General features: G+C 38.3%; 22 protein-coding genes and 2 other annotated features. Of the genes, 9 read left to right on the forward strand and 13 right to left on the reverse strand.

Going from position 1 to position 26,960, the window contains the following annotated elements; genetic code table 11:
• Positions 1 to 2: 2 nt before the first annotated feature.
• On the reverse strand, positions 3 to 1,946 hold the full coding sequence (locus ACLIBH_RS06850) for an efflux RND transporter permease subunit (protein WP_439315993.1): 1,944 nt from the start codon (positions 1,944 to 1,946) through the stop codon (positions 3 to 5).
• A 307-nt stretch (positions 1,947 to 2,253) separates the two neighbouring features.
• Here ACLIBH_RS06850 and ACLIBH_RS06855 point away from each other — a divergent pair, with 307 nt between their 5' ends.
• Complete coding sequence (locus tag ACLIBH_RS06855) at positions 2,254 to 2,781, forward strand: TetR-like C-terminal domain-containing protein (protein WP_439315956.1); 528 nt, start codon at positions 2,254 to 2,256, stop codon at positions 2,779 to 2,781.
• Positions 2,782 to 2,960: 179 nt separating this feature from the next.
• Here ACLIBH_RS06855 and ACLIBH_RS06860 read toward each other — a convergent pair whose 3' ends face one another.
• On the reverse strand, positions 2,961 to 3,611 hold the full coding sequence (locus ACLIBH_RS06860; RefSeq protein ID WP_439315957.1) for an SDR family oxidoreductase: 651 nt from the start codon (positions 3,609 to 3,611) through the stop codon (positions 2,961 to 2,963).
• Between the two features lie 302 nt (positions 3,612 to 3,913).
• Between ACLIBH_RS06860 and ACLIBH_RS06865 the strand changes: the two genes are divergently transcribed.
• Positions 3,914 to 5,974, forward strand: a complete 2,061-nt coding sequence (locus tag ACLIBH_RS06865; protein ID WP_439315958.1) for a catalase — start codon at positions 3,914 to 3,916, stop codon at positions 5,972 to 5,974.
• Between the two features lie 880 nt (positions 5,975 to 6,854).
• Here ACLIBH_RS06865 and proS read toward each other — a convergent pair.
• From proS to ACLIBH_RS06900, 7 genes are all read right to left on the reverse strand, one after another.
• Positions 6,855 to 8,288: a proline--tRNA ligase gene (gene proS, locus ACLIBH_RS06870; protein WP_439315959.1), complete on the reverse strand. Its 1,434-nt coding sequence runs from the start codon at positions 8,286 to 8,288 to the stop codon at positions 6,855 to 6,857.
• A 118-nt stretch (positions 8,289 to 8,406) separates the two neighbouring features.
• Positions 8,407 to 8,641, reverse strand: a binding site (T-box leader).
• A 408-nt stretch (positions 8,642 to 9,049) separates the two neighbouring features.
• On the reverse strand, positions 9,050 to 10,636 hold the full coding sequence (gene serA, locus ACLIBH_RS06875) for a phosphoglycerate dehydrogenase (RefSeq protein WP_439315960.1): 1,587 nt from the start codon (positions 10,634 to 10,636) through the stop codon (positions 9,050 to 9,052).
• 13 nt (positions 10,637 to 10,649) lie between these two features.
• Positions 10,650 to 11,804, reverse strand: a complete 1,155-nt coding sequence (locus tag ACLIBH_RS06880; protein WP_439315961.1) for a pyridoxal-phosphate-dependent aminotransferase family protein — start codon at positions 11,802 to 11,804, stop codon at positions 10,650 to 10,652.
• A 103-nt stretch (positions 11,805 to 11,907) separates the two neighbouring features.
• Positions 11,908 to 12,155: a binding site (T-box leader), on the reverse strand.
• 111 nt (positions 12,156 to 12,266) lie between these two features.
• Complete coding sequence (locus ACLIBH_RS06885) at positions 12,267 to 12,815, reverse strand: cysteine hydrolase family protein (RefSeq protein WP_439315962.1); 549 nt, start codon at positions 12,813 to 12,815, stop codon at positions 12,267 to 12,269.
• A 42-nt stretch (positions 12,816 to 12,857) separates the two neighbouring features.
• Positions 12,858 to 13,685, reverse strand: a complete 828-nt coding sequence (gene thiD, locus ACLIBH_RS06890) for a bifunctional hydroxymethylpyrimidine kinase/phosphomethylpyrimidine kinase (RefSeq protein WP_439315994.1) — start codon at positions 13,683 to 13,685, stop codon at positions 12,858 to 12,860.
• A 21-nt stretch (positions 13,686 to 13,706) separates the two neighbouring features.
• Positions 13,707 to 14,192 carry a DUF456 domain-containing protein gene (locus tag ACLIBH_RS06895; protein WP_439315963.1) on the reverse strand — a complete coding sequence of 162 codons (486 nt, stop codon included), beginning with the start codon at positions 14,190 to 14,192 and terminating at the stop codon, positions 13,707 to 13,709.
• Between the two features lie 51 nt (positions 14,193 to 14,243).
• Positions 14,244 to 14,870 carry a glycerol-3-phosphate acyltransferase gene (locus ACLIBH_RS06900; protein ID WP_439315964.1) on the reverse strand — a complete coding sequence of 209 codons (627 nt, stop codon included), beginning with the start codon at positions 14,868 to 14,870 and terminating at the stop codon, positions 14,244 to 14,246.
• 371 nt (positions 14,871 to 15,241) lie between these two features.
• On the opposite strand from ACLIBH_RS06900, the gene ACLIBH_RS06905 reads away from it, so the two are divergent.
• The 3 genes from ACLIBH_RS06905 (at position 15,242) to ACLIBH_RS06915 (ending at position 19,233) form a co-directional block, all read left to right on the forward strand.
• Entirely contained in the window at positions 15,242 to 15,727 is a 486-nt protein-coding gene (locus ACLIBH_RS06905) for an Lrp/AsnC family transcriptional regulator (RefSeq protein WP_439315965.1), read from the forward strand.
• A 667-nt stretch (positions 15,728 to 16,394) separates the two neighbouring features.
• Positions 16,395 to 17,588: a cystathionine gamma-synthase family protein gene (locus ACLIBH_RS06910; RefSeq protein ID WP_439315966.1), complete on the forward strand. Its 1,194-nt coding sequence runs from the start codon at positions 16,395 to 16,397 to the stop codon at positions 17,586 to 17,588.
• Positions 17,589 to 17,781: 193 nt separating this feature from the next.
• Positions 17,782 to 19,233: an alanine/glycine:cation symporter family protein gene (locus ACLIBH_RS06915; protein WP_439315967.1), complete on the forward strand. Its 1,452-nt coding sequence runs from the start codon at positions 17,782 to 17,784 to the stop codon at positions 19,231 to 19,233.
• An 84-nt stretch (positions 19,234 to 19,317) separates the two neighbouring features.
• Here the strand turns inward: ACLIBH_RS06915 and ytzI are convergent, their stop codons facing one another.
• The gene (gene ytzI, locus ACLIBH_RS06920; RefSeq protein ID WP_439315968.1) at positions 19,318 to 19,467 is read right to left on the reverse strand and encodes a YtzI protein; all 150 of its coding nucleotides are present in this window, start codon (positions 19,465 to 19,467) and stop codon (positions 19,318 to 19,320) included.
• A gap of 716 nt (positions 19,468 to 20,183) precedes the next feature.
• Between ytzI and ehuB the strand changes: the two genes are divergently transcribed.
• The 4 genes from ehuB (at position 20,184) to ehuA (ending at position 23,496) form a co-directional block, all read left to right on the forward strand.
• Entirely contained in the window at positions 20,184 to 21,149 is a 966-nt protein-coding gene (gene ehuB / locus ACLIBH_RS06925; RefSeq protein WP_439315969.1) for an ectoine/hydroxyectoine ABC transporter substrate-binding protein EhuB, read from the forward strand.
• Between the two features lie 228 nt (positions 21,150 to 21,377).
• Complete coding sequence (locus ACLIBH_RS06930; RefSeq protein ID WP_439315970.1) at positions 21,378 to 22,010, forward strand: amino acid ABC transporter permease; 633 nt, start codon at positions 21,378 to 21,380, stop codon at positions 22,008 to 22,010.
• The gene (ehuD, locus tag ACLIBH_RS06935) at positions 22,007 to 22,711 is read left to right on the forward strand and encodes an ectoine/hydroxyectoine ABC transporter permease subunit EhuD (RefSeq protein ID WP_439315971.1); all 705 of its coding nucleotides are present in this window, start codon (positions 22,007 to 22,009) and stop codon (positions 22,709 to 22,711) included. Before ACLIBH_RS06930 ends, ehuD begins: the two co-directional genes overlap by 4 nt.
• A 14-nt stretch (positions 22,712 to 22,725) precedes the next feature.
• Positions 22,726 to 23,496 carry an ectoine/hydroxyectoine ABC transporter ATP-binding protein EhuA gene (ehuA, locus tag ACLIBH_RS06940; protein WP_439315972.1) on the forward strand — a complete coding sequence of 257 codons (771 nt, stop codon included), beginning with the start codon at positions 22,726 to 22,728 and terminating at the stop codon, positions 23,494 to 23,496.
• Positions 23,497 to 24,072: 576 nt separating this feature from the next.
• On the opposite strand, the gene ACLIBH_RS06945 is transcribed toward ehuA, so the two are convergent.
• From ACLIBH_RS06945 to ACLIBH_RS06955, 3 genes are all read right to left on the reverse strand, one after another.
• Positions 24,073 to 24,549, reverse strand: a complete 477-nt coding sequence (locus ACLIBH_RS06945) for a GNAT family N-acetyltransferase (RefSeq protein WP_439315973.1) — start codon at positions 24,547 to 24,549, stop codon at positions 24,073 to 24,075.
• Positions 24,550 to 24,723: 174 nt separating this feature from the next.
• Entirely contained in the window at positions 24,724 to 25,647 is a 924-nt protein-coding gene (murB, locus tag ACLIBH_RS06950) for a UDP-N-acetylmuramate dehydrogenase (protein WP_439315974.1), read from the reverse strand.
• 416 nt (positions 25,648 to 26,063) lie between these two features.
• Entirely contained in the window at positions 26,064 to 26,876 is an 813-nt protein-coding gene (locus ACLIBH_RS06955) for a histidinol-phosphatase HisJ family protein (RefSeq protein ID WP_439315975.1), read from the reverse strand.
• Positions 26,877 to 26,960 lie beyond the last annotated feature (84 nt).

The following is a 26,960-nucleotide window of genomic DNA, read 5'->3' on the forward strand; positions in this document are numbered from 1 at the left end:
TTTCATTTCTCCTTATAAAAGTTTGCTTTCCAAGTAGTTTTTTCTATAACTTTATCAAACACTAATAATATGGATGGCAGCAAAAACAATACCATTACAAAAGCAAGAAATGCGCCTCTCCCGATTAAGAGCCCGATAGCACCAACAATAGGGTTCGACGAGGTCATCCATAAAATAAATCCGACACTTGATAAAATTGAAGCCGAAATAGCGATTGAAAAGGTTTTCTCGTTTAACGTCTTTTTAATAGCTTGCAATGCAGTGTATTGCTTACGGTTTTCCGTAAACGCTTCTGTCAAAAGAATTGCATAGTCAACTGTAGCCGCCAGTTGCACAGTACTAACGATTAAGTAGCCAATAAACACTAAAGTAGAGTCTGTGAAATAAGGAAAGGCTAAATTAATCCAAACAGCGGACTGAATGGTGATTAGAAGGATTACTGGATAAGAAATAGACTTAAAAGTAATTAATAATACGATAGCAATTGCAACGATCGTCAACAAGTTAACAATCCGATTGTCTTTTTTAACAACATTTTTCATATCATACAGTGTTACACTTTCTCCAAGCGAATAAAACGTATTACCGTAGTACGTTTTTGCAGTTTGCTGAACGGAATCAATTAAGTTAAATATGACATCTCCTTCTACATCTGTGTTTGTATTTACAATGATCCGACTATAATTATCGGAATAAAACGGTTCCGTAACAGATTTTTCTACATATTCAGGCGGTATAGCAACACTTACTATGTTTACATAGGCGAGAACATTCGTAACATGATCCATGTTCTCTAACGTTTGTATGAACTCCTCTTCTTTAGCGATATCGCCTTTTGGGACGAGCAATACAATTTGCGTGTTCTTCCCAAATTCCTCTTCAATTTTTATAAGATCACTGCCTGCGCGAGTTGAGTCCGGATATTCCCCAAAGCCATAGGTGAAATTAGTTTGGCTTTGTGCTAAGAACGCTGGAACGATAAGTAGAAGCACTATAATAAGGGTTGGTATTCGAACTTTAATAACTTTACTTCCAACTGATTTAAATCCTGGAATTATCGGCTTATGCTCTGTTTTATCAATCCATTTGTAAAACATAACCGTCAATGCCGGTAAAAAGACCATAACACTAATAAAGCTAAACACAATTCCTTTTACTAAAGAAAAGCCTAAATCTGCACCAATTTCAAAGTTCATAAAAGTTAAAGCGATAAAGCCAAAAAAGGTTGTCGCTGCGCTAGCGATAATCGCTGGAAAGGAACGTTTCATAGCAAGGTACATCGCTTCTTTTGGATCTGCTGTTACTTTTCTGTAGTCTGAAAAACTATGCAAAAGAAAAATAGCATAATCAAGTGAAACTGCTAGCTGAAGAATTGGTGCAACCGATTGGGTTACAAAAGATATTTCGCCTATAAATATGTTTGTACCTAAGTTTATTAGTACCGATACACCGATAGCGGTTAAAAAGAATATCGGCTCAACCCAAGAAGTAGTCGAGATTACTAAAATAATAATAATAATCGGTATCAATAAAGCTGCCGCATACATTGTTTCTGTAAAGGCCATCTTTTGCTGATTAGCCGTATTTAATGCCTCTCCTGACATAGCATTTTCTTCACCGATAAGCGCATAAATGGCATCGGTAACTTTTACTTCATCCCCAGAGCGTATACTTAACGTTATTAAAGCATTGTTATTCTTAAAATACGTTTGTACAGTTTCCTCATCGACCATTTCTATCGGCGTTTTTATATCGACGGCATCGTCTAACCAAGTAACATCACTTACACCATCAATAGCTGCTAATTTCTTTTTATAAACAAGTGCCTCTTGTATCGTTACCCCACGTAGCATTACGCGTGTATTAGGTACAGACCCGTCAAATTCTTGCTCCATAATTTCTAATGCCTTCGTAGATTGTGCATCTTCCGGCAAGTAATCTACCATATTGTAGTTCACAGATACAGCAAACTGTGCAACAGAACTTATAATTGCAATAATAAAGAATAAAATCACTATCGTTTTTTTATGTTTTATAATTCTTCTGGCAACATCGATCGGTATTCACCCTTTCTTGCATTAAAACCAAATCCACCTTATCATTATATAACACGGTGTTGGTTTTACAACAAACAGTTTCTTAAAATACGTACAGTATCCAACACAGAGTTGTCTTATGTTGGATAACATTGAATTTTAAGGAGGAATTCGTATTATTTCTAATAAATTGGATAGGCGAAAGAAATATACTCGGATGGTTTTAAAAAACAGCCTTTTAAAGCTGTTGAAAGAAAAGCAGCTATCCGCTATTACCGTTAAGGAGATTTGCATGCATGCCGACATTAACCGTTCAACCTTTTATGCACATTTCTCCGATCATTTTGATCTTCTTGAACAAATAGAAGAAGAGCTTATTGAAGATATGACCATGTACTTAGAATCATATAACTTTGAACAAAATGATGAAGCTTTGCAGATGACCGAAAAGCTAATTGAATACTTTGCTTCCAAGCAAGAGGAATGCCAGACACTTCTTAATGAAAATAGCGATTCTTCCTTCGAAACAAAGGTACGAAAAGTGGCGCGACGATACATTATGAAAAATTGGATGGAAGGAACCGATCTCGATAAAGAGACTTCCAAATATATTAGCGCCTTTATTGTTAGTGGAAGTATTCAGCTAATGAAAGTATGGTTGAACTGTGGAATGGATAAATCGCCACGAGAAATGGCGGTAATAATAATTCAGCTTGTTAATAAAGGCGTCTTTGGAGTGAAATAATTACTGTAACTTTTTTAAATATGAGAATACGAGCAAATGAAAAAAGGTCAGGCATATCCACATTAAATGGCCAGACCTTTTCTTGCATAAACGATTGCTATTTTACAGGTACACTTTTGTATCGCATGACGGAATGAATTAATTTTTCACTTCTGCCACTTGCATATAATGCGACCGTTCTAAATTTCCTTTACAGCTTCTTCTATTGGAGTCGATCCGGTTACAACTTGAAATTCCTTTTTAACGGTGTTCAAGCTTTGTAACACAGATACAATTACAGCAGCCACGTCTTCTCTCGGAATTTCATTTCTATCGACTTGAATCGCAGCTTCTACGTGTCCAGTACCTTGCTGATTCGTTAGTCGACCTGGATGTATAATCGTATAATCTAAATCGGAAGCTTTTAACCATTCGTCGGCGTAATGCTTCGCAGCTACATAAGGAGCAAAAGACTCAGAAGCCGCTTGAATTGCCTCTCGTCGGGTATCGAAAGAGCTTACCATAATGAAGCGGGTAACATTCGCCTTTTTAGCCGCTTCGATTGTTTTTACAGCACCGTCTAAATCAACCATAATTGTCTTATCTTTCCCTGTATGTGGTCCTGACCCGGCAGTAAATACAATTGCATCCACATCTTCAGCAGCTTTGGCAATGGCATCTATTTCTCCTTCTAAATCGACAACAACTGTCTCTGCTCCTAGCTTTTCAAAGTTGGAGGCTTGCTCCTGACTACGGATCATTGCTTTTCCTGTTATCGTGTTCGTACTTTGCAGCAAAGTTACGAGATGCTTTCCAATTTGACCATTCGCACCAACAACAAGTACTTTCAAATTTGCCACCCTTTCTTTGAATTTTTGTCACACGTTCGTTTTTCTAACATATAAGTTTAAAGAAGCCCAAAATTAAGGTGAACTATGCTAAAAATAACTACTTTCATTGTACTACCAGTATACAATATGCCGCAAATGGTTTACATTCAATTGATTTCATTCGATGGAATAGCTAATAATCAGGCATAAAAAGAAAACGCTATACAAAATAAAAGGCGATGCTACACATTAAATGGCATACTTTTATATTTAGAACATACACCTATAAGGGGTTTAAAAGTTATTTAAAGAAAGGTGATTACATGGATAAAAAGTCATCAAGGGAGCACATTTCTAATAACGAAAATGCAAAACACGAACAACTCGATGCTTTCCGTATAGAGAACACCGGAGAGCCGTTAACAACAAATCAAGGGAGAAAAATTTCAAATGACCAAGAAACGTTAAAAGCCGGTGTCCGTGGTCCATCATTACATGAAGACTTTCATTTTTTTGAAAAAATGACACACTTTGTTCGAGAAAGAATCCCGTCTAGAGTAGTTCATGCAAGAGGCTATGGAGCTCATGGTGTATTTGAATGTTATGAAGCAATGGACCAATTTACAAAAGCTTGTTTTTTACAAAAACCTGGCAAGAAAACCCCTGTATTTGTTCGATTTTCGACCGTGCAAGGAGATAGAGGTTCTAAAGATACGGCAAGGGACTTACGTTGTAAAGGGGTAAAGTTTTATACGGAAGAAGGAAACTACGATCTTACTACGATCGGGATGCCTGTATTAATTAATCAGGATCCTATGAAGTTTCCAGATGCACTGCATGCGTATCAACCTGAACCAAGAACTGGGATGCCAACAGCTTCTGGCGCACATGATACGTTTTGGGATTATGTAGCAAATAACGAGGAAGCACTTCATATGGTGTTATGGGTCATGTCGGATCGAGGCATCATTAAAAATTACCGAATGATGGAGTCCTGGTCCATAAACACGTATTTATTCGTCAATGAAGCAGGGGTGGCAACCTTTGTCCGGTTTGTTTGGAAGCCGGTCTTAGGCGTACATTCTTTGCTCCAGGATGAAGCGCAAAAGATTGGCGGAATCGATCCAGATTACCATAGGAGAGATCTGCGGGAAGCGATTGATCGTGGAGCTTATCCCGAATATGAATTAGGAGTTCAGTTAATTCCGCTGGAAGATGAATTTAAATACGACTTCGACATTCTTGATCCGGCAAAGTTTTGGCCAGAAGAAATTATTCCGGTTCAATTAATCGGTAAAATGACGTTAAATCGAAATGTTGATAATGAATTTGCTGAATTAGAACAAGTCGCTTTTAACCCAGCAAATGTTGTTCCTGGAATTGACTTTTCGAATGATCCTGTTCTTCAGGGAAGATTAATTGCTTATCAAAGTGCCCAATACCACCGTCTAGGGAGCGGGAACTTCCAAGACTTGCCGATAAATCGTCCGCTCTGTCCGTTTCATAATAACCAGCGTCAAAGCTATATGAGATATCGAATTGATACGGACGAGGTAAGCTATCATAAAAATGCATTAGCGAATAACACTCCATACACCACCCCACCAGAAAAAGGTGGCTATGCCCATTACCCAAAGAAAGTAGAAGGACGCGTTATACGGGGGAGAAGTGAATCGTTTAATGACTTTTTTACTCAGCCGAGGATTTTTTGGAATAGTTTAACCGCTGTTGAGCGACAGCATATGCTGAACGCATTAGTTTATCAGCTTGGAAGTGTTGAGAGCGCATCTGTCCGTCAGCAGAACGTTAATATGCTAGTAAATGTAGATAAAGAAATGGCTTGTATCATTGCTGATCACATCGGTGTTGAACGCCCAAGCGGGACACACGTTGCCGTTTCTACGAGCTATCCTTCCCTAAGTCAAGCAAACACGCCGCACTATGCCTATTCCCAAAAAGTCGGCGTATTAATAGGCGATGGCTTTAATGCTGATGAAGTAACCAATGTGCTAAACGTATTACAAAAACATGGTGTTTTTATCGTCATTGTAAGTGAAAAGCTTGGGACTGTTACTGGAGCGGATGGTACAAAAATTAAAGTTGATGAAACATTTCTTACAACAAGTCCCTATCTGCTTGACTCCCTTTATGTCGTAGGGGGGACTTGCCAGAATATAGATAAATTTAATGCAGATCTAAACGAGTACGTACGTGTTGCATATAAACATTATAAACCAATTGGCGTTGCGACAACTGGACAGTCCTTTATACACGCGTCCGAAAAGAATAATTTGGCAGGGGTTATATTTGCGACAAATAATCCTAATTTTGATGAGCGTTTTGTCGCAGCAATAGCGAAACAACGCTTCTGGGATCGACAATAATAGACTGAGCCAACTTTATGATTTGGATAAATCATATTTGGATTTCTGTCGCGCAAGCTATGCGCGCTAAAGTAATTCGTTGCTGTGCTTCAAAACAACGAATTAAAATCTACTACAACTGCATCGGAGCAATTGAAATAGAATCAAATGTGAAGATGCAGTCGTGTTGATTGGAACGTAAGGTGGCGTATCCAGCGAAAAAAATGATTCTGAAAATCCTTATTGTGACACGATAGTAGAACAATAAGAGTTGAGGCCATGCCCGCGGAATACGTCCACCTGAAATGTAAATCAACGGTCGGAGAAATCAGAATAAAAAGGCATAGACTCAACATTTACAACTATGCAATTTTTTAAAAAATATGCATCACTACTAGCAACACACTAAGGTGTCTTCTTTTTATTAACGAAAAGACTTTGCTTATAAGTATCGATTCATGCTTTATTTCAAGCGAAAACCTGTAGAAGCAAAATACAATACAAAAACATAAAGAAACACACTCCAATACATATGAAACAGCATGGAAGTGTGTGCAATAGTGATATTAGCCCTCTTTAAGCTGACTGGAACGAAAGTCGACCGACTTCTGCGGAAATAGCACGAGCCCGAAGATCACTGTAGCGACTCGGATAGAGAAGCTACAGAAGCTGAGGCAGTAACCGCGGAAATCCTGTCGGCTGTAGTGCAAGTCAGCGAAATCAGAGCGCAAGCTTTCATGTTTTCGTTCTACTTAATAATTAGGTATTGCTCGACTTAAATTAAAATACATCACCAACGTCATTTGACAAGAACCCGAATTGTCGTCATTCCGTCCGATAGCTCAGACGGAATGATGTACATTCACTAACGTTTAATTGTAGAATCTATATTACATTACGCTTAATAAGCGCGTGCCCAATAAACCATTTCTTTAGCTTCATTCCCGCAACAGACGCATGTGTCTGCTACCTTTTCTTGTTCAAAAGGAATACAACGTGATGTTGCCATTGTATCCTCTTTGATTTTCTCTTCACATGCAAGATCTCCACACCACATCGCTTTAATAAATCCTGGTTTTTCATCAAGAATTTGTTGGAACTCTTCCATATTTTTTGCGATTGATGTTTTTTCTTCACGGTGCTGTAATGCTTTATCAAATAAGTTATGCTGAATTTCTTCTAACAATGCTGGCAAGCGTTCTTCCACTTGGTCCATTGGTACAAACTCTTTCTCTCCATTATCTCGACGAACAAGGACAACCTGGCCTTTTTCAATATCTTTCGGTCCAATTTCTACACGGACTGGATAACCCTTCATTTCACATTCATTGAATTTCCATCCCGGCATTTTATCACTCGCATCAATGTCTACGCGAGCGATTTTAGCGATTTGGTCACGTAAATCATATGCTTTATCTAAAACACCTTTTTTATGCTGAGCAATTGGTACAATCATCACTTGGGTTGGTGCAATTCGTGGCGGAATAACAAGACCACGATTATCGCCGTGCACCATAATTAATGCACCAATCAATCGGGTTGTAATTCCCCATGATGTTTGATGTACGTATTGCTGATTTCCTTCTTCATCTAGATATTGAATATCAAATGCTTCAGCAAAACCAGTTCCAAATAAATGGGACGTTGCAGCTTGCAATGCTTTCCCATCATGCATCATGCTTTCAATCGTTAGCGTATATTTCGCTCCGGCAAATTTTTCTTTATCTGTTTTACGTCCTTTGATCATCGGAATCGCTAAATAATTTTCACATACATCGTTATACATGTTTAACATGCGCTCCGTCTCTGCAGCGGCATCTTCATGCGTTGCATGTGCCGTATGTCCTTCCTGCCATAAAAACTCCAACGAACGCAAAAATGGTCGAGTCGTTTTTTCCCAGCGAACGACATTACTCCACTGATTATATAACATCGGTAGATCGCGGTACGAATGGATATTGTTTGAATAATACTCACAAAACAACACTTCAGAAGTAGGACGCACACAAATACGCTCACCTAACTCTTCTTCTCCTCCATGCGTAACCCATGCAACTTCCGGAGCAAAACCTTCCACATGATCTTTTTCCTTTTGTAACAAGCTTTCCGGGATAAACAATGGAAAATATACATTTGTATGTCCCGTTTCCTTTATTTTCTTATCTAGTTCGTCACGCATATTTTCCCATAAGGCAAATCCATACGGCTTAATAATCATTGTCCCACGCACAGAACCATAATCAACGAGCTGTGCTTGCTTCACAACATCTGTATACCATTGCGCGAAATCATCTTCCATTGCAGTGATCTTTTCAACAAAATTTTTCTTACTCAATCGAAACACCTCTTTATTTTAATCATAAGCCTTTATCCGCTTAAAAATCTCTCGACAATAAATTGTCGGTAATCAGCAGCCTGTTTTAAATATGGCCATAAAAATATCCTCCATCCGAATAAGGGACCGAGGTTTTGGTGGTACCACCCTTGTTTACAGTCTAATAAACGAGCGTTTAACAAAACTGTACACTTTGATTGATAACGGTCATTACCCGCGTCCATCTTCACCGAAAGCTACGATCCGATGGCGAACTTCAAGGTAGGTTCTCGCTTGTGTCTATGGAAATTTGCACCATCCATTTCCTCTCTAAAAAAGACCGCAAGCCATACTAGTCCTTGCAACGTTTCATATATATGTCTAAATATATAGATCGTCCAGCCGAAAGTCAAGAATTGTGTAAGGCAGGATTGAGTCAAGTATTTGTGGGTGTTATTTTAAGAAGTTAAAAAACCTATCTTTGTATTCGTTAATTTTAGTATTGATTCCTACCATCCGCAGTAGATATACACTACGCTTTCCGAGGAGGCTGAAGCCGTGCCCGCGGAAAGCATCCACCTGCAGTGAAAATCAACGGTGTTATTCATGTGTATATCGTTTGAAGTAAAATTGATCACATATTATCTAGTTAGATTCGTGCATCTGTTCCCCCACAAACATTTTACTCATACGTAAGGCAGGAACGACATGTATCCCTTTACACAAATAATCCGCTTCACCCTCTTCGGTCATGTAGGATAAAGCGGAATAGAAAAGCCTATTTATAGATCAACTGCAGTAACTCTATCAAAACCATCCATTGCTCGAATCTGTTCCAGTTCTTCTTCATTTAAAGAGTGATCGATTGTGAGCATCATAATTGCATCTCCACCAGCATCGATGCGCCCCACTTGCATTGTTGCGATATTTACGTTATTTTCTGCAAGCAGATTGCCGACTCGACCGATTGCTCCAGGCTGATCCTTATGATGAACTAACAGCAAATGACCTTCTGGTACCACGTCCATACTGTATTCATCAACTTTCACAATTCGGGAACCGAGTCCATTTAATAATGTTCCTGACACTTTTCTAGCTGTATTTTTTGTTTTCATTTCTACTGTAAGCAAGTTCGTAAATCCTTTTGTAGTCGATGTTTTTTGTTCATTAATTGTAATCCCTTTACGTTCAGCCAAGTATGCTGCGTTCACGTTATTTACATGGTCGCCTAAATGACGAGTTAATAAACCTTTTACCGTATTTTGTGTCAAAGGTGCCACATTAATCTCTGTCAAATCGCCAGCGTAGTAAATATTTATTTCTTCTACCACTTCTTCTTCTAGGTGAGCTAAAAACAAACCGAGCTTTTCAGATAAGTAGAAATACGGTTCGATTTTACGCATTACTTCTTTCGGTACGGAAGGAATATTAACAGGATTTTTTGCTAGTCCACCGGATAAAATAGTTACAACATCATGGCTGACATCAATTGCAACATTTTCTTGTGCTTCAACTGTACTTGCACCTAAATGCGGAGTAGCGATTACTTCTTTCAGTTCTAGCACTTTATGATCCAATGCAGGCTCTTGTTCAAATACGTCCAACGCAGCGCCGGCTACTTTTCCGCCGACGATTGCATCGTATAGCGCATCCTCATCGATAATTCCACCACGTGCACAATTCACAATTCGCACACCATTTTTCATTAATTCAAATGCCTCTTTATTAATAATATGACGCGTTTCTTTCATTAACGGCGTATGTACGGTAATAAAATCGGCAGCTTGAATTACTTCTTCAAATGTACCGTAGCCAATTCCCATTGATTCTGCTTTTTCCTCTGTTAAAAACGGATCGTACGCGATAACATCCATCCGTTGGCCTTTTGCGCGGAAAGCAACTTCAGCACCGATACGTCCAAGCCCTACAATCCCTAATGTTTTCCCTCTTAGCTCAACACCAATATGCGACTTTCGATCCCACTCACGGTTTTTAATCGTAAAGTATGCTTGTGGTATTTTTCGCGCCAAAGCCATAATCATTGCCATCGTATGCTCAGCGGCTGAATTTGTATTACCATCTGGTGCATTGACAACGATAACGCCATTTTCTGTCGCAGCTTCTAAGTCAATATTATCTACTCCGACACCAGCACGACCAATTACTTTTAAGTTGCTCCCTTTTTCGATAATATCTCTCGACACTTGTGTTTGACTTCTTACTAACAATGCATCGTAGTTTTTAATTTCTTCAAGTAATGCTTCGTGTGTTAATTCTGTATTAATTACGATTTCTATATTCTCCGCTTCTCTTAAAGGAAAAATACCTTCTTCGCTTAGCGGGTCACTAATCAATACTTTGAACGTCATCGCTTTACGCCTCCTATTTGGTCATTTCGATATAAACTTTTTGAGCAGCAGATACGCCTTGTCCAAGCGTTATTTTCTCGCCTATTTTTTGTAAACCAATTTCCAAAATACTAATTATTTGCAGTACGTCCGCGGGTGTGCAGTAGCCCATATGGCCAATTCGGAAGATCTTCCCCTTCAACTGCTGCTGGCCACCTGCAAGCGCTAGCCCAAACTCCTTTTTCAACAGCTTACGCAACGATTCAGGATCAAATGAATCTGGCTTAATTGCCGTGACAGTCGGTGATGCAAAATCATCAGATGTAAGCAGAGGAATGTTTAATGCTTTAATCGCTGCACGCGTCATTTGTTTCATAATCTCATGTCTGCGATAAACCTCTTCCAACCCTTCTTGCTCCATCAATGTTAATGCTTGATCTAGGCCGAACAATAAAGAAACAGCCGGTGTAAAAGGAGTGGAATCGTCGCTCAGGCTTTTTCGATATGCACGTAAATCCAAATAAAATCGCTGGTGTTTATTTTCTTCAATCACTTTCCAAGCACGCTCACTAGCAGCAATAAACGTTAATCCAGGAGGAAGCATCATTGCTTTTTGCGATCCGGTCACCATTATGTCAATTCCCCAAGCGTCCATTTCAGTTTGAACCCCACCGACACAGGAAACACCATCGACAACAACCAACGCCTCTGAATGTTCATGGACAGTTTTAGCTATTGCTTCTATAGGGTTTAAAATTCCTGTGGAAGTTTCACAGTACGTAGCAAAAACAACTTCAATCGCAGGATTTTCTTTTAAAATTGCTTTTACTTCGTTTAGATTGGCGGATTCGCCCCACGGTACATCAAGACGATGTACTACCATTTCATAAGCTTCGCAAATTTTGGCAAAACGAGCACCAAATGCACCAGAAACAATTACAAGCACTTCGCTGCCGCGCTTCGCTGTATTTACTACTGCCGCTTCCAATCCTGAAGTACCACTGCCTGTAATTGCTATTACATCCTGGCTTGTACCAAAAATGGCTTTTAATCTCGGTTTAATCTTAGAAAGCAGTTCTTTCGTCTCAGGGTCACGGTGTCCAACCATCGGCTGACTCATTGCTCTTTGGACACTTGGCGGAATTGGTGAAGGCCCTGGGATTCTCAGTAAACTCATATCTTGTAGCATAATAAATCTCCTTCCAAAATTGCAATATTTTACTTGCTGTCGGTTCTAGTAATTCAAATAAAAATTTATATAAAAACAAAAAAACCTTCCACCCCCTAGGTATACAAGGGGCGAAAAGGTTATCTTTTACGCGGTACCACCCTTTTTCGCTGTTCTGCACACATACTCACTTGAACAGCCTTCATTTCAAATTGGCTTCCATGCATAACGGGCATGTCCGTACAGATTTACTGAACCGTTCAACCTGTCTACTCCAAAGTGCCGTTTATTGTTGGAACCACTGATTTGCACCACCCACCAGCTCTCTAATGTATTCCTCTACAACAAACTTATCTTTATCATCATATTTAATCATTTGCCGTTTTTTTAATCATAGCAAATTGAGTTATTTTGTCAATACTTTCGCCCGAACTTTTTAACCTGTTCACGAACATTTACGTCATAAAACTAGTAAACGTTCGTTTATTTCACTTTAGCACCGAGTGTTTTCTCAAAGTGACCGAGTGCCCAATCATGCCCTGCTTGATTAAAACTCGCCACACCCTGCTTATGAATTACAATGGAAAAGCCTTTATTATAAGCATCCACCGCTGTATGCAAAATACATATATCCGTACAAACCCCGACAAGGTGAATTTCTTGAATGTTTCTTTCTCGTAGCTTTAACTCCAAGTCTGTTCCAGCGAACGCACTATACCGTGTTTTATCAAAATAATAAACATTGCTCTTTTCCTTGTTACGGTCAAACACGTTTTTTAATTCGCCATAGAGTGCTTTTCCTGGAGTTCCATTAATATTATGTGGTGGAAATAATTGTGTCTCTGGATGATAGATGTCCGCCTCTTCATGAGCATCAATTGCAAATACGACGAATTCGTTCGAATCAATAAATTCCTTTGTCAAAGAAACGATGTATTTTTCAAGTGCTTGTCCAGGTTCTCCACATGTTAGCTTGCCATTTTCGGCAACAAAATCATACGTATAATCAATATTTATTAATGCCCGTTCCATTCCAAACCATCCCCCATTTATTGTTCAAAATTAAAAACGACGCTATACATGCCTTACTGTTATAGCATGTGCCTCCCCTTTTAAACGTTCAGCAGCATGATAGGTTGGGCCAACCATCTCCGTATATGTAAATCCGTGCTCGATCGCTGTTGTAACAAAAGATTTAGAAAGCAATACTGCTTCATGAATTGATTTTCCCTTCACTACATTTGCTGCGATAGCAGCTGAATATGTACAGCCAGCGCCACTCGTATTGATTGTATCGATCCGTGGAGCTTCAAATATAGTCAATTGATGCCCATCATATAGCACGTCAACAGCAGGTCCTTCCAAGCGACCGCCTTTAACTAATACGTATTTTGGGCCGAGATCATGAAGATCTATTGCAGCTTGCTTTAAATCCTCTACATTATTTAATACTCGTCCACCTAATAAGATAGAAGCTTCAGGCATATTCGGTGTAATGATCGTAGCCAAAGGCAGTAATTTCGTTTTTAATGCCTCAATTGCATCGTCCTTCAAGAGCTTTGAGTCAAGCTTTCCTACCATTACAGGATCAACTATTACTTTCTTTACGTCCGTTTGTTGAAGCAGTTGAGCTACTTTTTCAATCACCTCGATAGAAAACAACATTCCTGTTTTCACACCATCAAAACCGACTTGTTTCTTAGCAGTTGAAAACTGCGCCTCAATTGCGTCCATTGTTTGTGCATGAACATTTTTTCCTGTGTCCGGATTTCTAGCTACAATAGCTGTGATAACACTCATGCCGTAAACGTTTAATTCCTGGAACGTTTTCAAGTCTGCTTGAATACCAGCACTTCCACCTGCAGCAGACCCGGCAATTGTTAATAATCTCGGTGGTTTCATCATAAAAAACACTTCCTATATTTAGATTAATACTACAACAATAAACCAAATAATCATGATTAATTGGATTACTACTTTTGCAAAAGCCCCACTTAAAAATGCGATTAGTGAACCAATTGCAGCAAGGAGAGCTTCTTTTACTGTTTGCTGCTGAATCATTTCAATAATAAAAACAGTAATAAAAGGTACAATTAATATTCCAAAAGGCGGAAATAGAAATGATCCTACAATTACAGCAATTACTGCTCCACGTTCCCCCCACTTACTACCGCCAAACTTTTTAACAAAATAACTATTAGCAATTATATCAGCAGCAACCAAAATAATTGACCACAAGCCCATAACAAGCCAAAAAATAACTGTTAACTGCTCATTGTCAACAAGGAAATGATATAGCAAGAAGCCAATCCACAACACAAAAACCGATGGAATAAGTGGGAAAATTACACCTACAAAGCTAAGAATGAACAATAGGATAATGATTATCCAAACGATACCTTCAAGCATACATGTCACCTATTTCTTCTTTTACGTAAACACTACAGAACTTAGTAGAAATTATACTTTGCGATCTCTATGAAAAAGGCTTGATAGCCTGATTTCCTCTTTACGGATAATTCGCTTATAGTTCTCTGCATGCTTTACAACATAAAGGATAATGAGCATAAAAGCTATAATGGCAGGACCGATGTGATAAACATACAGCGTATATGCTAAAAAAGAAACGTACATAACTAACGTTCCAATAACAAAGTAATCTGTCGTCCAAGCAAATAACAATAGAATAAATAGGCCAAAAAGTGCAAACTTCCAATCAATATACAGCATAAATCCTACAAAAGAAGCTGTGCCCTTTCCACCATTGAAGTTCATTGTTAAAGGATAATTGTGCCCAATAACAACGAAAAAAGCATTTAAATATATAAGTAACGTTTGCGCTTCATTAAAAATCCCATTTTTATTTAATATAATTACAACAGTAAAAATAGAAAGTACTACTTTAAAAACATCAATAAATGCAACGATGAAACCGTATCTCCACCCGAGGAGCATAGTTGTATTGGATGCACCTGCGTTTTTCATCCCATTGCGCTTTATATTTATCTTCTTATATTTACCAACCAATTGCGATCCATGTATACATCCATATAAATAGCCAATGATCGAAACGAGTACTATATGCATTGCTATCTTCCTCCTTTACCACTTTCTATCTTACTACATTTAAGAAGTGAAAACATATATTTGTGTACCACTTTTTCCAGAAAAAACTGTGGCACCATCGTAACGAGAAAAGGAAACATTATCGTCACCCACTTCAGTCGGGTAGACATTTTATGCAATCCTTTCACTAATAAAGAGCACCTCTTTTTATAGTAAGAAAAATTTCTTCTATTTCGAACAAGTACTCCAGATGAATGTGCACATTCATTTATTAAATAGAACCATTAAAAAGATCCCTTGACCTGAATTTTTTAAACCTAAAAATACAATGACTTTGTTTTATTTCAAATATTTGTTATTATACAAAATATTAAACCGTAAAGGGTGGTATCATGATAGAATTATTAACAAGCAAGGATCTAGACGAAGTGGATAGACGTTTATTAGAGATATTGCAAACAGAAGGGGATTTAAGCAACGTAGAAATTGCACGTAAAATTAATTTATCTCCTCCTGCCACACATGCAAGAGTGAAACGATTAGAGAAAGCAGGCTTTATTAAGGATTATACTGCACTACTTAATCGTGAAAGGCTAGGATATGGGCTTCTTTGTTTTATTTTCGTGAAAAAATCTGCACATCAAACGAAGGAGTTAGAACCATTTGAAAGCGCTGTCCGAAAATTCCCTGAGATCATCGAATGTCATCATATTACTGGTGAGCACGATTATTTATTGAAGGTGGTGATTAAAAATACCGAGGACTTAAAGAATTTTATACGGCATAAAATAAGTTCTTTTCCACACATTTCGAGTATACAGACGTGTCTATCCTATGAGGAAGTGAAAGCTACGACCGTATTGCCGATTCCGAAATAAATAAAATTACTTTTCGCGTAAACTTTCAATTGCTATTGAATTTGCGCCTTCTTTTTACACAAGAAAGCGACATTAAGAACATCGTTTGAGCGAATAGATGGAAAGACCTGCGGTGATATGTAAAGAGAAAGAGAAAGATAATTAAAAAGTAAGTTATCTTGAAACAAATGCGAACGCTGATCAGCAGCCTTGTTTATACGTACGATCCTTGTATCGAAAGCCACACTGGTCCTACTAACATCCAGGTTCGAATATCAAGGTGTACAGCCTGCGTGTTTGAAGGTCAAAACGTACACTGGGAAATCTCATTTTATTGCGGTTATACTGCAAGGCGAATAAGAATTGGAATTGTCCTAGATCCTAAGACCATTATATAGGTACATCACGAAGCATCCAAGGGATTGATATATGATACAGGTCATTCATTTACAAATCAGAGCACAAACTGAGTTACCTATAACGGATGGCGGCGACTCCTGCCGGATACGCATGCGTCTTAAGACCCCACAGCGATCTACCTTTGCGAGCGAGGCGGCTCAAGCCATGCCCGCGGAAAGCGTCCGCCTGAAGCGTAAGATAACCGAGTTATAAAGTCGGCATAATTTAAAAATGAATTAGAATAAATAAACTTAAGATTAATGCCTAAATATACCATATGAGGAGATGAATGAATATGAAAGATTCTACAAAATCAATCTGGGGTGGAGAAGAAAAAAGCCTTATTGGTGGAGCCACTCAAGTCCCTATCGTAAGCAGTGTTGTCTTTGGTTATGACAATGTTGAAGAATGGTCGGACGTAATAGAAGGTAAAAAATCTGGGTACGTCTATGGCCGCTACAATAACCCGACAGTTGAAGCATTTGAAGAAAAAGTGAGAGTTTTAGAAGGTGCAGAGGCTGCTGTCAGCTTTACAACTGGAATGGCAGCAATTAATGACACGATGTTTGCACTTTTATCACCAGGAGATCGTATCGTTTCTGTAAAAGATACATATGGCGGTACAAACCGTTTGTTCCTAGACATTTTGCCACGCTTTGGCATTGAAGTAGCTTTATGCGAAACACATGATCATGAGGAAATTGAAGCAGAAATTAATAAAGGGTGTAAGCTTCTATACTTAGAAACACCAACTAACCCAACGATGAAAATTAATGATATTTCCCGCTTATCTAAAGCTGCTCATAACGTTGGCGCGCTTGTCGTTGTAGATAACACAGTAGCAACACCAATTAATCAAAAGCCGTTAAAGCTTGGTGCTGACTTGGTCGTACATAGTGCAACAAAGTATTTGGGTGGACATGCAGATGCACTTGGCGGTGTCTTATGCGGCCTAAAAGATATCGTAGACAAAGTATATGAATATCGTATGATTACTGGTGCACCACTAGATCCTACTGCTGCATATTCACTCATCCGTGGAATGAAAACATTACAAATTCGGATTGAGAAGCAAAACAAAAATGCTTTGGCCGTAGCAAACTATTTACAAACAGAGCCGCTTGTCGAAAAGGTATTTTATCCAGGCTTAGAAGATGACAGCGAGCATGCGCTTGCTAAAAAGCAAATGTCAGGCTTTGGTGGGATGCTCAGTTTTTCATTAAAGGGCGGTCTCGAAACTGTGTATGAATTTCTTCCAAAACTAAAGCATGCGCATTTAGCTGCGAATCTTGGAGCCGTTGAAACAACGATTGGACCGGTTCATACAACAAGCCATGCTGAATGTACACTGGAAGAGCGACTCGCTATGGGGATTCCAGAAGGGCTCGTTCGTTACTCGACTGGAATTGAAGATGCTGAAGATTTAATCGATGATTTAAAACAAGCGTTTAAACATATTGAAAATACAGTTGGCGTAAAATAGCCGTTTACATGCGAGAGATTGAAGCAGCGTTCTTTCTCTTCTAATAAAAACAATATTTAATCCTTTGCCTCCCGGTATAACCACCGGGCGGCACCCTTCTTCGAGAGAGTTATCAGAAAAGTCATGATAACTGAAAGTTCATTTTTCATTAAACGTATTTAAAAACAGAGCAACAATACGAGGAGGATTTACATTGGAGCTTATTAGTAAAATTACAGATTTATTATGGGCATCGCCATTAACATACTTTATATTGATCGGTAGTTTAATCTTTTCGATTATGACGCGCTTTACACAAGTTAGGCATTTCAAAAACATGGTAAGAACAATGTTCCGAGGCAAGAGCTCAGAAAGTGGAATTTCTCCCTTTCAAGCATTCACACTTGCATTATCCGGACGTGTCGGTACTGGTAATATCGCGGGTGTTGCTACAGCAATCGCGCTCGGTGGTCCTGGAGCTGTTTTTTGGATGTGGATCGTAGCTATTTTTGGAGCGGCTACCGTATTTGTGGAATCCACGCTTTCACAAATTTATAAAGTAAAAGTCGATGGACAATTTCGTGGAGGTCCCGCTTATTATATTGAAAAGGGAACTGGCCTACGCTGGTTCGGTGTTTTATTTGCCATTGCAACGATCATGGCAGTCGGTATCTTTGATGCTGGATTACAAGCGAACACCATTGCACTTGGTTTTGAAAACGCATTTGGGATGAACCGTATTGTTACAGGGGTTATTCTCGTTCTTATTTTAGGCTTTATTATAATTGGTGGGATTAAACGAATTGCACATGTAGCCCAAGTAGTTGTTCCCTTTATGGCTGTCGCTTATATTATTACAGCGCTTATAATTATGATTGTTAATATTGATGCAGTACCAGCAGTATTTGGCTTGATATTCAAGAGTGCCTTTGCATTAGATTCAACGTTTGGCGGACTCGTCGGCGCTGCTATCGCTTGGGGTGTTAGACGTGGAATATACTCCAATGAAGCTGGCATGGGTACGGGGGCACATGCCTCTGCAGCCGCTGAAGTAGACCATCCTGTTGAGCAAGGACTCGTTCAATCGTTTTCGGTATACATTGACACAATTATCGTCTGTTCTGTAACCGCATTCATTATTCTTGTTTCTGGAATTTATAATGTGCAAGACGATAATGGCAATTATATCGTCAATCAAGCCGGTGAAGTAGAAGATTCAAGTTTTACCCAGTTATCTGTTGATAGTATTTTACCCGGGTTCGGCAGTCCATTCATCGCAATCGCATTACTGTTCTTTGCTTTTACTACGATAATGGCATTTTACTATATGGCAGAAACAAACGTTGTATACTTAATGAAAAATCGAAATACGAAATGGCCGATGGCCGCATTAAAGGTCGTTATGCTTGCATCCGTATTCATTACGTGCCTTCGCACATCAGATGCTGCATGGATTTTAGTTGATTTCGGCTTAGGAATTATGACATGGATGAATATGATCGCTCTCGTCCTCTTGTTTAGGCCAGTAATGTCGGCGTTAAAAGATTACGAGGCACAAATAAAAACTGGAAAAAAGCTAACCTTCAATCCACAGAAGCTCGGTATTAAAAATGCTACTTTTTGGGAAGATGAGCAGGAGCGTAATGAACAGAAGAAGATTAGTTAACGGCGATTTGCTCGGTGCATTTAACGAGCAAACACTCGGATATAAACGGCGTACAACCGTTTATATCCGAGCGTTTTGTTAATTCTAATACCCCTTCTTCTCCTGATGATCCTGCTCCTCCACTGGATCAATCGGATCTACCGTATGCTTAAATGCATATCCTTTTGAAATAGTTAATAAAGATAAATATAAAATAATTAACGTTAATAGTATACTTACTACTAAGGTAGCCACCTGTATTCCTCCTTGTACGATATGAGTAGGTATCTTTCCCATTAGTCGTTATACATCTAGGTGATCAAATGCTCATATCCACTAATTCACCTTGCAAAATCGAATAAACTTTAATTTTTATACTGCTATCGTATCGATTTCCAAATGCTTTGTCTACTATTGAAATAGTAACGATTGATTCACTTATTTGATTGTGTTAATTTATGACGTTCCAATCCCCCCTTTCAATTCATCCAATTACGCGCTTCTCATAACTACAATACGTCTAAAATAGTATATTTACTTGTTTTTATCAATATATTTTTTACGCAATTTAGCTTTTTTCATGACAAACGTGAAACAAAATAATTTATTCGAAAAACAACCCCAATGCATACGCTTACAAAATTAATAGTTATAAATTGAATGAATATATTGTTTTTTATAATAATTCAGAAGTATACTGAAGGTAAATTAATCATTGATGAGCATTTCTTAGCAAACAATATTTTATTTTAGGTATACGAATGAATAAGAAACTTAATAGCTTTATAACGCCAAATATAGAGTTTGAATCTACAATTAATTACCTATATTATGAATAGTACAACTACGTTGAGTAAGTTTTTTCCTTTTCATTCATAGCTTTCATAGATAAATAGAGCTATGTTTTTTTACATAAAACTGTACTTACCGTACGTTGTATTTCTCAAAATCAAAGGGAGGTCATTGTTTAAATGAGAAAGCTATTATTGGCACTACTATTATGTTTTTCATTTGCACTACTTGCTGCATGTGGTTCATCGGACGATGCAAGCACAGATGACGGTGCAGAGGAAGCAGATAGCACAGAGGAAAAAGCTGACGCTACAGAAGAAACAGATAACGAAGAAGCGGCGGCTGATGATGGAGTATCCGAACGAGTTAAAGAATTACAGGATGCTGGTAAAATCGTTGTTGGGTTCGCAAATGAGAAGCCTTACGCTTATGAAGAAGATGGCGAGTTAAAAGGTGTGGCTGTTGATGTCGCTACAGCTGTGCTAAACGAGCTAGGCATAGACGAAGTTGAAGGGCATTTGGCAGACTTTGGTCAGCTCATCCCAGGTCTAGTAGCAAATAAATACGACATCATCACTGCTTCTATGGCAATCAACCCTGAGCGTTGTGAAAACGTTGCTTTTGGTGAGCCGGAAGTAAAATATGGTGAAGGTTTGATTGTACAGGCTGGAAACCCACTTGACTTACACAGCTATAAAGATATTGCTGCCAATCCAGATGCTACAGTGTCTATTATGGCAGGAGCAACAGAGCATGAATTTGTTAAGTCAGAAGGTGTAGATCCAAAACAGATCCAAAGCGCACCAGACATTCCTGCGACATTGTCTGCGGTTGAGTCAGGACGTGCAGACGCAACAACTGGTACAGAAATGACGATCAAAATGGCATACGAGTCTTTAGGTTCTGATAAGCTTGAGTTCGTTGAAGACTTTGAACAGCCTGATATTGAAGGTGTACCGAGTTATGGGGCAGCTGCATTTCGCTTAGATGATAATGATTTACGCGAAGCATATAACGAAAAGCTAGCTGAATTAAAAGCATCTGATCGTTATGCTGAATTGTTAGAAGCTAACTATTTTAGCGCTTCAATGAACGCAGTTGAAGATGAAGTAACGACAGAAAAAGTATGTAACGGCGAATTTTAAGTTGCAAGTAAAATAGTATAAGGAAGACTCAGCAGGGTCGACCTCCCTCCTAAGGGGGGAAGACCCTGTTCTTTTTAAGAATTATCGTCAACATACAAAAATAATCATACTTTTATTTCGTTGCAGATACTATTTAGCACTATATTTTCATAGTGATATAGATAAGGAGAATGGATAAACTTTAAAGGGGTGATCAACATTAGTGCTATAGTAGAAGTATTTCCCGTCTTGATGAAAGGTATTAAAATAACCGTCATTGTACTTATACTATCGGCAATTTTAGGTTATTTATTTGCTTTCGTTGCCGGTCTTTGTCGACTGTCTAAAAACCCTATCCTCCGTAAATTTACAGTATTTTATGTTGAGGTTTTCCGTGGTACATCATTAATCGTACAATTATTCTGGTTATATTATGCCATTCCTATGCTGTTCGGATTTGATCTTGGAAGCAACCTACTTGCTGGTGTCCTTGCTATTGCATTAAACTATGGCGCGTATATGTCAGAAATTGTTCGTGGCTCTATTATTGCTGTTGATAAAGGACAAACTGAAGCTTCGATCGCCTTAAATATGACAAGCTTCCAACGCATGCGACTCGTTATTTTTCCACAGGCGGTCCGGATGATGCTTCCTGAATTTGGTAACTATTTAATTCAAATGTTGAAAGCGACTTCACTCGTTTCTTTAATAGGTATGCACGATATATTATACCATGGAGACCTGTTACGTAGCGCTGATTTATCAATGGCGCCAACCGTTTATATTTTAGTGCTTATATTTTATTTCATTCTTGCACTACCACTCATCTGGCTTGCACGTAAAGCAGAGGAAATATCCAAGAAGGGGGTTGCTAGTCCATGAACTGGAAATGGGAAGTATTCTTTGACGCCCTGCCATTAGTTTCAAAAGGGCTATGGATTACCCTTTCACTTACTGTAGTTTGTTATTTATTTGCCTTGATTTTTGGTTTCGTTTGGGTCATCTTAAGGCGAGTTCCGATTAAATGGTTTACTTGGTTAGTAACTTGGGTGATGGAGTTTATTCGTTCGACCCCTCCACTTGTACAGTTGTTCTTCCTTTATTATGGCTGGCCAATGATTCCAGTCATTGGAGTAACATTAGATCCGTTTACATGTGCTGTCCTTGGACTTGGAATTCATACGAGTACATATATCGGTGAAGTGTATCGTTCAGGAATCGAATCTGTAGATAAAGGGCAGTGGGAAGCTTCTACTGCGCTTAACTTTACAACTTGGCAAAAATGGCAGAAGATAATATTACCACAAGCTGTCCCTCCAACTATACCGATGCTTGGGAATTATTTAATTATTTTATTTAAAGAAGTACCGTTAGCATCAACAGTTGGAGTACTTGGGATTTTAAGCTTAGCGAACGAGTATGGAGCGCAGCACTTTAGATATTTAGAGCCTATTACAATTGTTGCTTTATTATTTCTTGTACTGAGCTATCCTTCTGCACTATTAGTTAACAAACTAGAAGTAAAGATGAATCGTCGCTTCGACAAAAAAGCACCTAATGGCAGCAAGCCACTTGAAACATAAAGGGGGAAATTTTGATGACAGAACCGATCGTAAAGTTTAGGGACGTACACAAATCGTTTGGAGATTTTGACGTATTAAAAGGAATCGATCTAGATATAAAACCTGCTGAAAAGGTTGCAGTTATTGGACCTAGTGGATCTGGTAAAACAACAATCATTCGGATGTTAATGACATTAGAAGAACCGACATCTGGGGAGATTATTGTAAACGGACATAATTTATGGCATATGAAAAAAGGAGACCAGCTTGTTCCAGCCAACGAAAAACATTTACGTGCGGTACGTGGCGATATTGGCATGGTGTTCCAGCACTTTAATCTTTTTCCACATATGACGATACTAGAAAATTGTATGACTGCACCGATCCATGTAAAAAAGGAAAGTAAAGAAGCTGCAAAAAAAGCGTCACTAGAAATGCTGGATAAGGTTGGTTTGGCAGAACACGTTGATAAATACCCGAGTCAGCTATCAGGTGGTCAAAAACAACGTGTAGCGATGGCTCGTGCACTTGTCATGAAACCGAAGATTATGCTTTTTGATGAGGTTACTTCTGCACTCGATCCAGAGCTTGTTGGCGAAGTTTTAGAAGTTATACGTGGAATTGCTGAAGAAGGTGAAACAGCAATGGTTCTTGTAACGCATGAAATGGACTTTGCGCTTGACGTAGCAGATCGAGTTGTATTTTTAGATGGAGGCGTTATTGCTGAAGACGGCACTCCGAGCGAAGTAATTGAGCATTCCGAAAACGAACGATTACAAAGCTTTTTACGTAGATTTAGAAGCTAGCGCTTTAACAACAACCAAATAGAAAGCTTGCGTAACACAAGTAAAATTTCATTTAAAATGGAAATAATTTCAGTTAAGTCCTCGACTCCTAAAAGTTATAGTAACACTTTAGCTTTTAGGAGTTCTTTGTTAAATAACATCGGCAAGGAACTTTAAGTCAACCAGATAATGTATGTACGTAATAATGCTCAAGTTTTTCAGTTTGATTTTGCGGACTTACACGGCAGTCCACACGGTTCCCATAGGCACGGCAGCACCTCTGTGGATTCGTGCTATCACTGTAGAATTTTGTCGACGGTCGTCTAAGTCAGATTTGCTAGTAAAAAGCACACTTTTAAACGCACTCCAATGTCTTTTATGCAGAGATGGAGTGCGTTTAAAAGTGTGCTGCTTTCGGATTTGTTTGAGCAGGTTTTAAACTTAAAGTAAAGCATGATGCGGTCTTCAAAAAATTCGTAAACTATCTGAAGCCATAGGCAATTCTATTCAACACTTCAATCGTACATTATTATTACGTGTAGACAAAATGGTTTTTGCTGTATGTCAAATGCTTCGCGGTTACAGAAAGATTCGTTACTATGGTCTAATTAATAAACTATAATAAAAATGCTCCGAGTCTTTCTCATATCCAATTGATTCATATAATTGTTGTGCTTTGTAATTGTCCGTAGCTGTTTCAAGCATCACTTTTTTTGCATCTGTTTCTAAGGCGTACTCCTTAGCTTTTTGCATTAAACGCTTTGCTACTCCTCTTCGTCTCGCAGACTGAACAACATACAAGTCATTTAAAATCCACGTTTTTGCTAAACTGACGGATGAAAAGGATGGAAAAAGCTGTACAAATCCTAATGGTTTTACAGAAGTTTCCTGTTCTTCAACTGCTAAAAAAATAACAGATTGTTGTTTTCTCATTCTATCAAGAAGAAATTTTTTACCTTCTTCTATATTTGATGGTTGTTTGTAAAAAACGCGATATTGGTCAAAGAGGTCAGAAACTAAATCTACTTCATCTAATTCAGCTTTCATTAGAACAATGTTTTCACCGTTAGTCATATTATGTTCCCTCCATAAGGTAAAGGCTTTTAGTATACATTCTAATTTTAAACGTTTTATGCTCTTTACAATATATAGGAATATGCCCCTAAATAATATGAGATTATATTTCTGTTGTAATTGAAGATAAAAGAGCAACAGCGGTTAGTTTCGTTCCTATGGGATATTAACAATTTATTCCACAGGATCCTCTCCGATAATTCTTACTTCACACTCTAAATCTACATTGAATTTATCTTTAACAATGCGCTGTACATACTCGATTAAAGCGATATACTCTTTCGCTGTTGCTTCATCTTTATTAATTATAAAGCCAGCATGTTTGAGCGACACTTGTGCCCCACCAATTTCTTTACCTTGAAGTCCGCTGTCCTGAATTAATTTCCCCGCATAATATCCTGGTGGTCGTTTAAACACACTTCCACAAGTTGGATATTCAAGCGGTTGTTTGGACTCTCGTTTATATGTTAGATCATCCATAACAGCCTTAATTTCAACATGATTTCCTTTTTGTAAAGCAAATGCGGCTTCTAATACGATATATCCGTTATTTGGAATGTTACTCGTACGGTATTTTAAATCTAATTGATTTGCTTGTATCGTATGTAACTGTCCTTGGCGATCTACGACTACCGTATGCAGCAAAACATCCTTTATCTCCCCACCATAGGCTCCTGCATTCATATATAAGGCTCCACCGACAGATCCAGGTATCCCACAAGCAAACTCAAGTCCAGTCAAGCAGTGATTAAGTGCTTTTTTAGATACGTTTGCAATTAGCGCGCCACTTTGGGCAATCAGCTGTGTATCATTCACTTCAATTTTATTCAGTTTCCCTAAATACATCACGATCCCGCGGATTCCACCGTCTTTAATAATTAAGTTAGAGCCGTTTCCGAGTAAAGTAAATGGAACACTTTCCATATTTGCTAGCTTCACAATTTGCTGTACCTGTTCATATGTCTCAGGGGTCACAAAAAAGTCTGCTGTACCACCGAGCCTTGTATACGTATGGTTTTTCAGAGGCTTATCAATAATCACATTTTCGTCAGATGTAATTTTTACAAGGCCCTCATATATGTGATTTGCTCTTTCCACCTAAATCATCCCTTTAAAATTATTCCGCATATGCATTACTATATGATATATCTACTGGCATGTTGTTATATTAATTAAAAATTTAGTCCATGCGTTCATATCCCTAATGAAGATAACGAATTGTATCGTACTTTCCATATACCCGTTTCTTATCGATCCCTGGCGCAACACTTTTTAAATTTAAACACATTCGAGCACCTTACTAATTATAGCACGTAGCATCCATTTATTCTTCTTCTAAGTTGCAAAATAAAACGATCTTACTTCCGTATATCTTGAATAAATAAATGCGCGTGCTTTTCATTGAAGAAGTTCACAACGACTGTCCGCTCAAACATCCGTTTTCGATGGATGTGAGTAGCACGACAGCAAGTATCCAGCTATTTACTCAGCTTTTCGAACAACCCTCTATTCTACTACCTTCTCTTTTTATTAATAAGCCCATCAATCGAATGAAAAACAGGCTGCTGCTTTTCAAAGGTTGCAATATATTTAAACCCTATTTTTTTTAATAAATCCAGAGTATCCGTAAATCGATAAGCTAACGTTGAAGGGACATGTGAATCCGAACCTAGTGTTATAATTTCACCACCACATTCCTTGTATAGTTTCAATATATCTATACTCGGCATTGCTCCGTCCAATCCATAACGATATCCCGACGTATTTACCTCAATCCCTTTCCCATCTGCAATTATAACTCGGAAAATTTCACGTATTATGTCATGAAAGTTTTTGGCTGAATCGATCTTTTTATACCTTTTAACTAAATCTAAATGGCCTAAAATGCTATACTGTTTATAATTATTCACACAGTAAAGTAATTCTTCATAATAAATACGATATGCTTCATCGGCACTGCGATCTTTAAAATAAGTTCCATAATGTAATTCTTTTTTATCACATGTATGCATGGAACAAATAACAAAATCAAAAAATTCTTTTTGGAGCAACGATTCATATTGGTCGAGAATATGAGGCTGCACACCTATTTCGACACCTTTTTTAATAATGATCTGTCCCTTGTATCGTTCTTGCATTTCTTTAATCTTATTGGCATACGCATCTAAATTAAACGTAAAACGAATTGTAGGATCTGGATATTCATAATCAATATGCTCCGTAAAGCATATTTCCTGTATCCCTAATTTTATCGCCTGTTCAATCGTGCTTTCCATTGGTGTTGAGCAGTCTGCAGAAAAATCACTGTGCATATGGTAATCAAACATATTAATCTACCTCCAGCTATTGACTTCTTTTAAAATAAAAACTACAATATAAGAGTAACATTTGTTGCTTTATTACGATAAAGT

The organism is Virgibacillus sp. W0430 (assembly GCF_051846935.1).
In the GTDB taxonomy this organism is placed as follows: Bacteria; Bacillota; Bacilli; order Bacillales; family Amphibacillaceae; genus JBPYCR01.

Coding starts and splice junctions, on each gene's coding strand:
- ACLIBH_RS06910 (WP_439315966.1), top strand. CDS start 16,395: ATGAATATGAAAGATTCTACAAAATCAATCTGGGGTGGAGAAGAAAAA.
- serA (WP_439315960.1), bottom strand. CDS start 10,636: ATGACGTTCAAAGTATTGATTAGTGACCCGCTAAGCGAAGAAGGTATT.
- ACLIBH_RS06850 (WP_439315993.1), bottom strand. CDS start 1,946: ATGGTAGATTACTTGCCGGAAGATGCACAATCTACGAAGGCATTAGAA.
- ACLIBH_RS06900 (WP_439315964.1), bottom strand. CDS start 14,870: ATGCATATAGTACTCGTTTCGATCATTGGCTATTTATATGGATGTATA.
- ACLIBH_RS06905 (WP_439315965.1), top strand. CDS start 15,242: ATGATAGAATTATTAACAAGCAAGGATCTAGACGAAGTGGATAGACGT.
- ACLIBH_RS06895 (WP_439315963.1), bottom strand. CDS start 14,192: ATGCTTGAAGGTATCGTTTGGATAATCATTATCCTATTGTTCATTCTT.
- ACLIBH_RS06955 (WP_439315975.1), bottom strand. CDS start 26,876: ATGTTTGATTACCATATGCACAGTGATTTTTCTGCAGACTGCTCAACA.
- ACLIBH_RS06945 (WP_439315973.1), bottom strand. CDS start 24,549: ATGACTAACGGTGAAAACATTGTTCTAATGAAAGCTGAATTAGATGAA.
- ehuB (WP_439315969.1), top strand. CDS start 20,184: ATGAGAAAGCTATTATTGGCACTACTATTATGTTTTTCATTTGCACTA.
- thiD (WP_439315994.1), bottom strand. CDS start 13,685: ATGAAACCACCGAGATTATTAACAATTGCCGGGTCTGCTGCAGGTGGA.
- ACLIBH_RS06885 (WP_439315962.1), bottom strand. CDS start 12,815: ATGGAACGGGCATTAATAAATATTGATTATACGTATGATTTTGTTGCC.
- ehuA (WP_439315972.1), top strand. CDS start 22,726: ATGACAGAACCGATCGTAAAGTTTAGGGACGTACACAAATCGTTTGGA.
- ACLIBH_RS06880 (WP_439315961.1), bottom strand. CDS start 11,804: ATGCTACAAGATATGAGTTTACTGAGAATCCCAGGGCCTTCACCAATT.
- ehuD (WP_439315971.1), top strand. CDS start 22,007: ATGAACTGGAAATGGGAAGTATTCTTTGACGCCCTGCCATTAGTTTCA.
- ACLIBH_RS06865 (WP_439315958.1), top strand. CDS start 3,914: ATGGATAAAAAGTCATCAAGGGAGCACATTTCTAATAACGAAAATGCA.
- ACLIBH_RS06855 (WP_439315956.1), top strand. CDS start 2,254: ATGGTTTTAAAAAACAGCCTTTTAAAGCTGTTGAAAGAAAAGCAGCTA.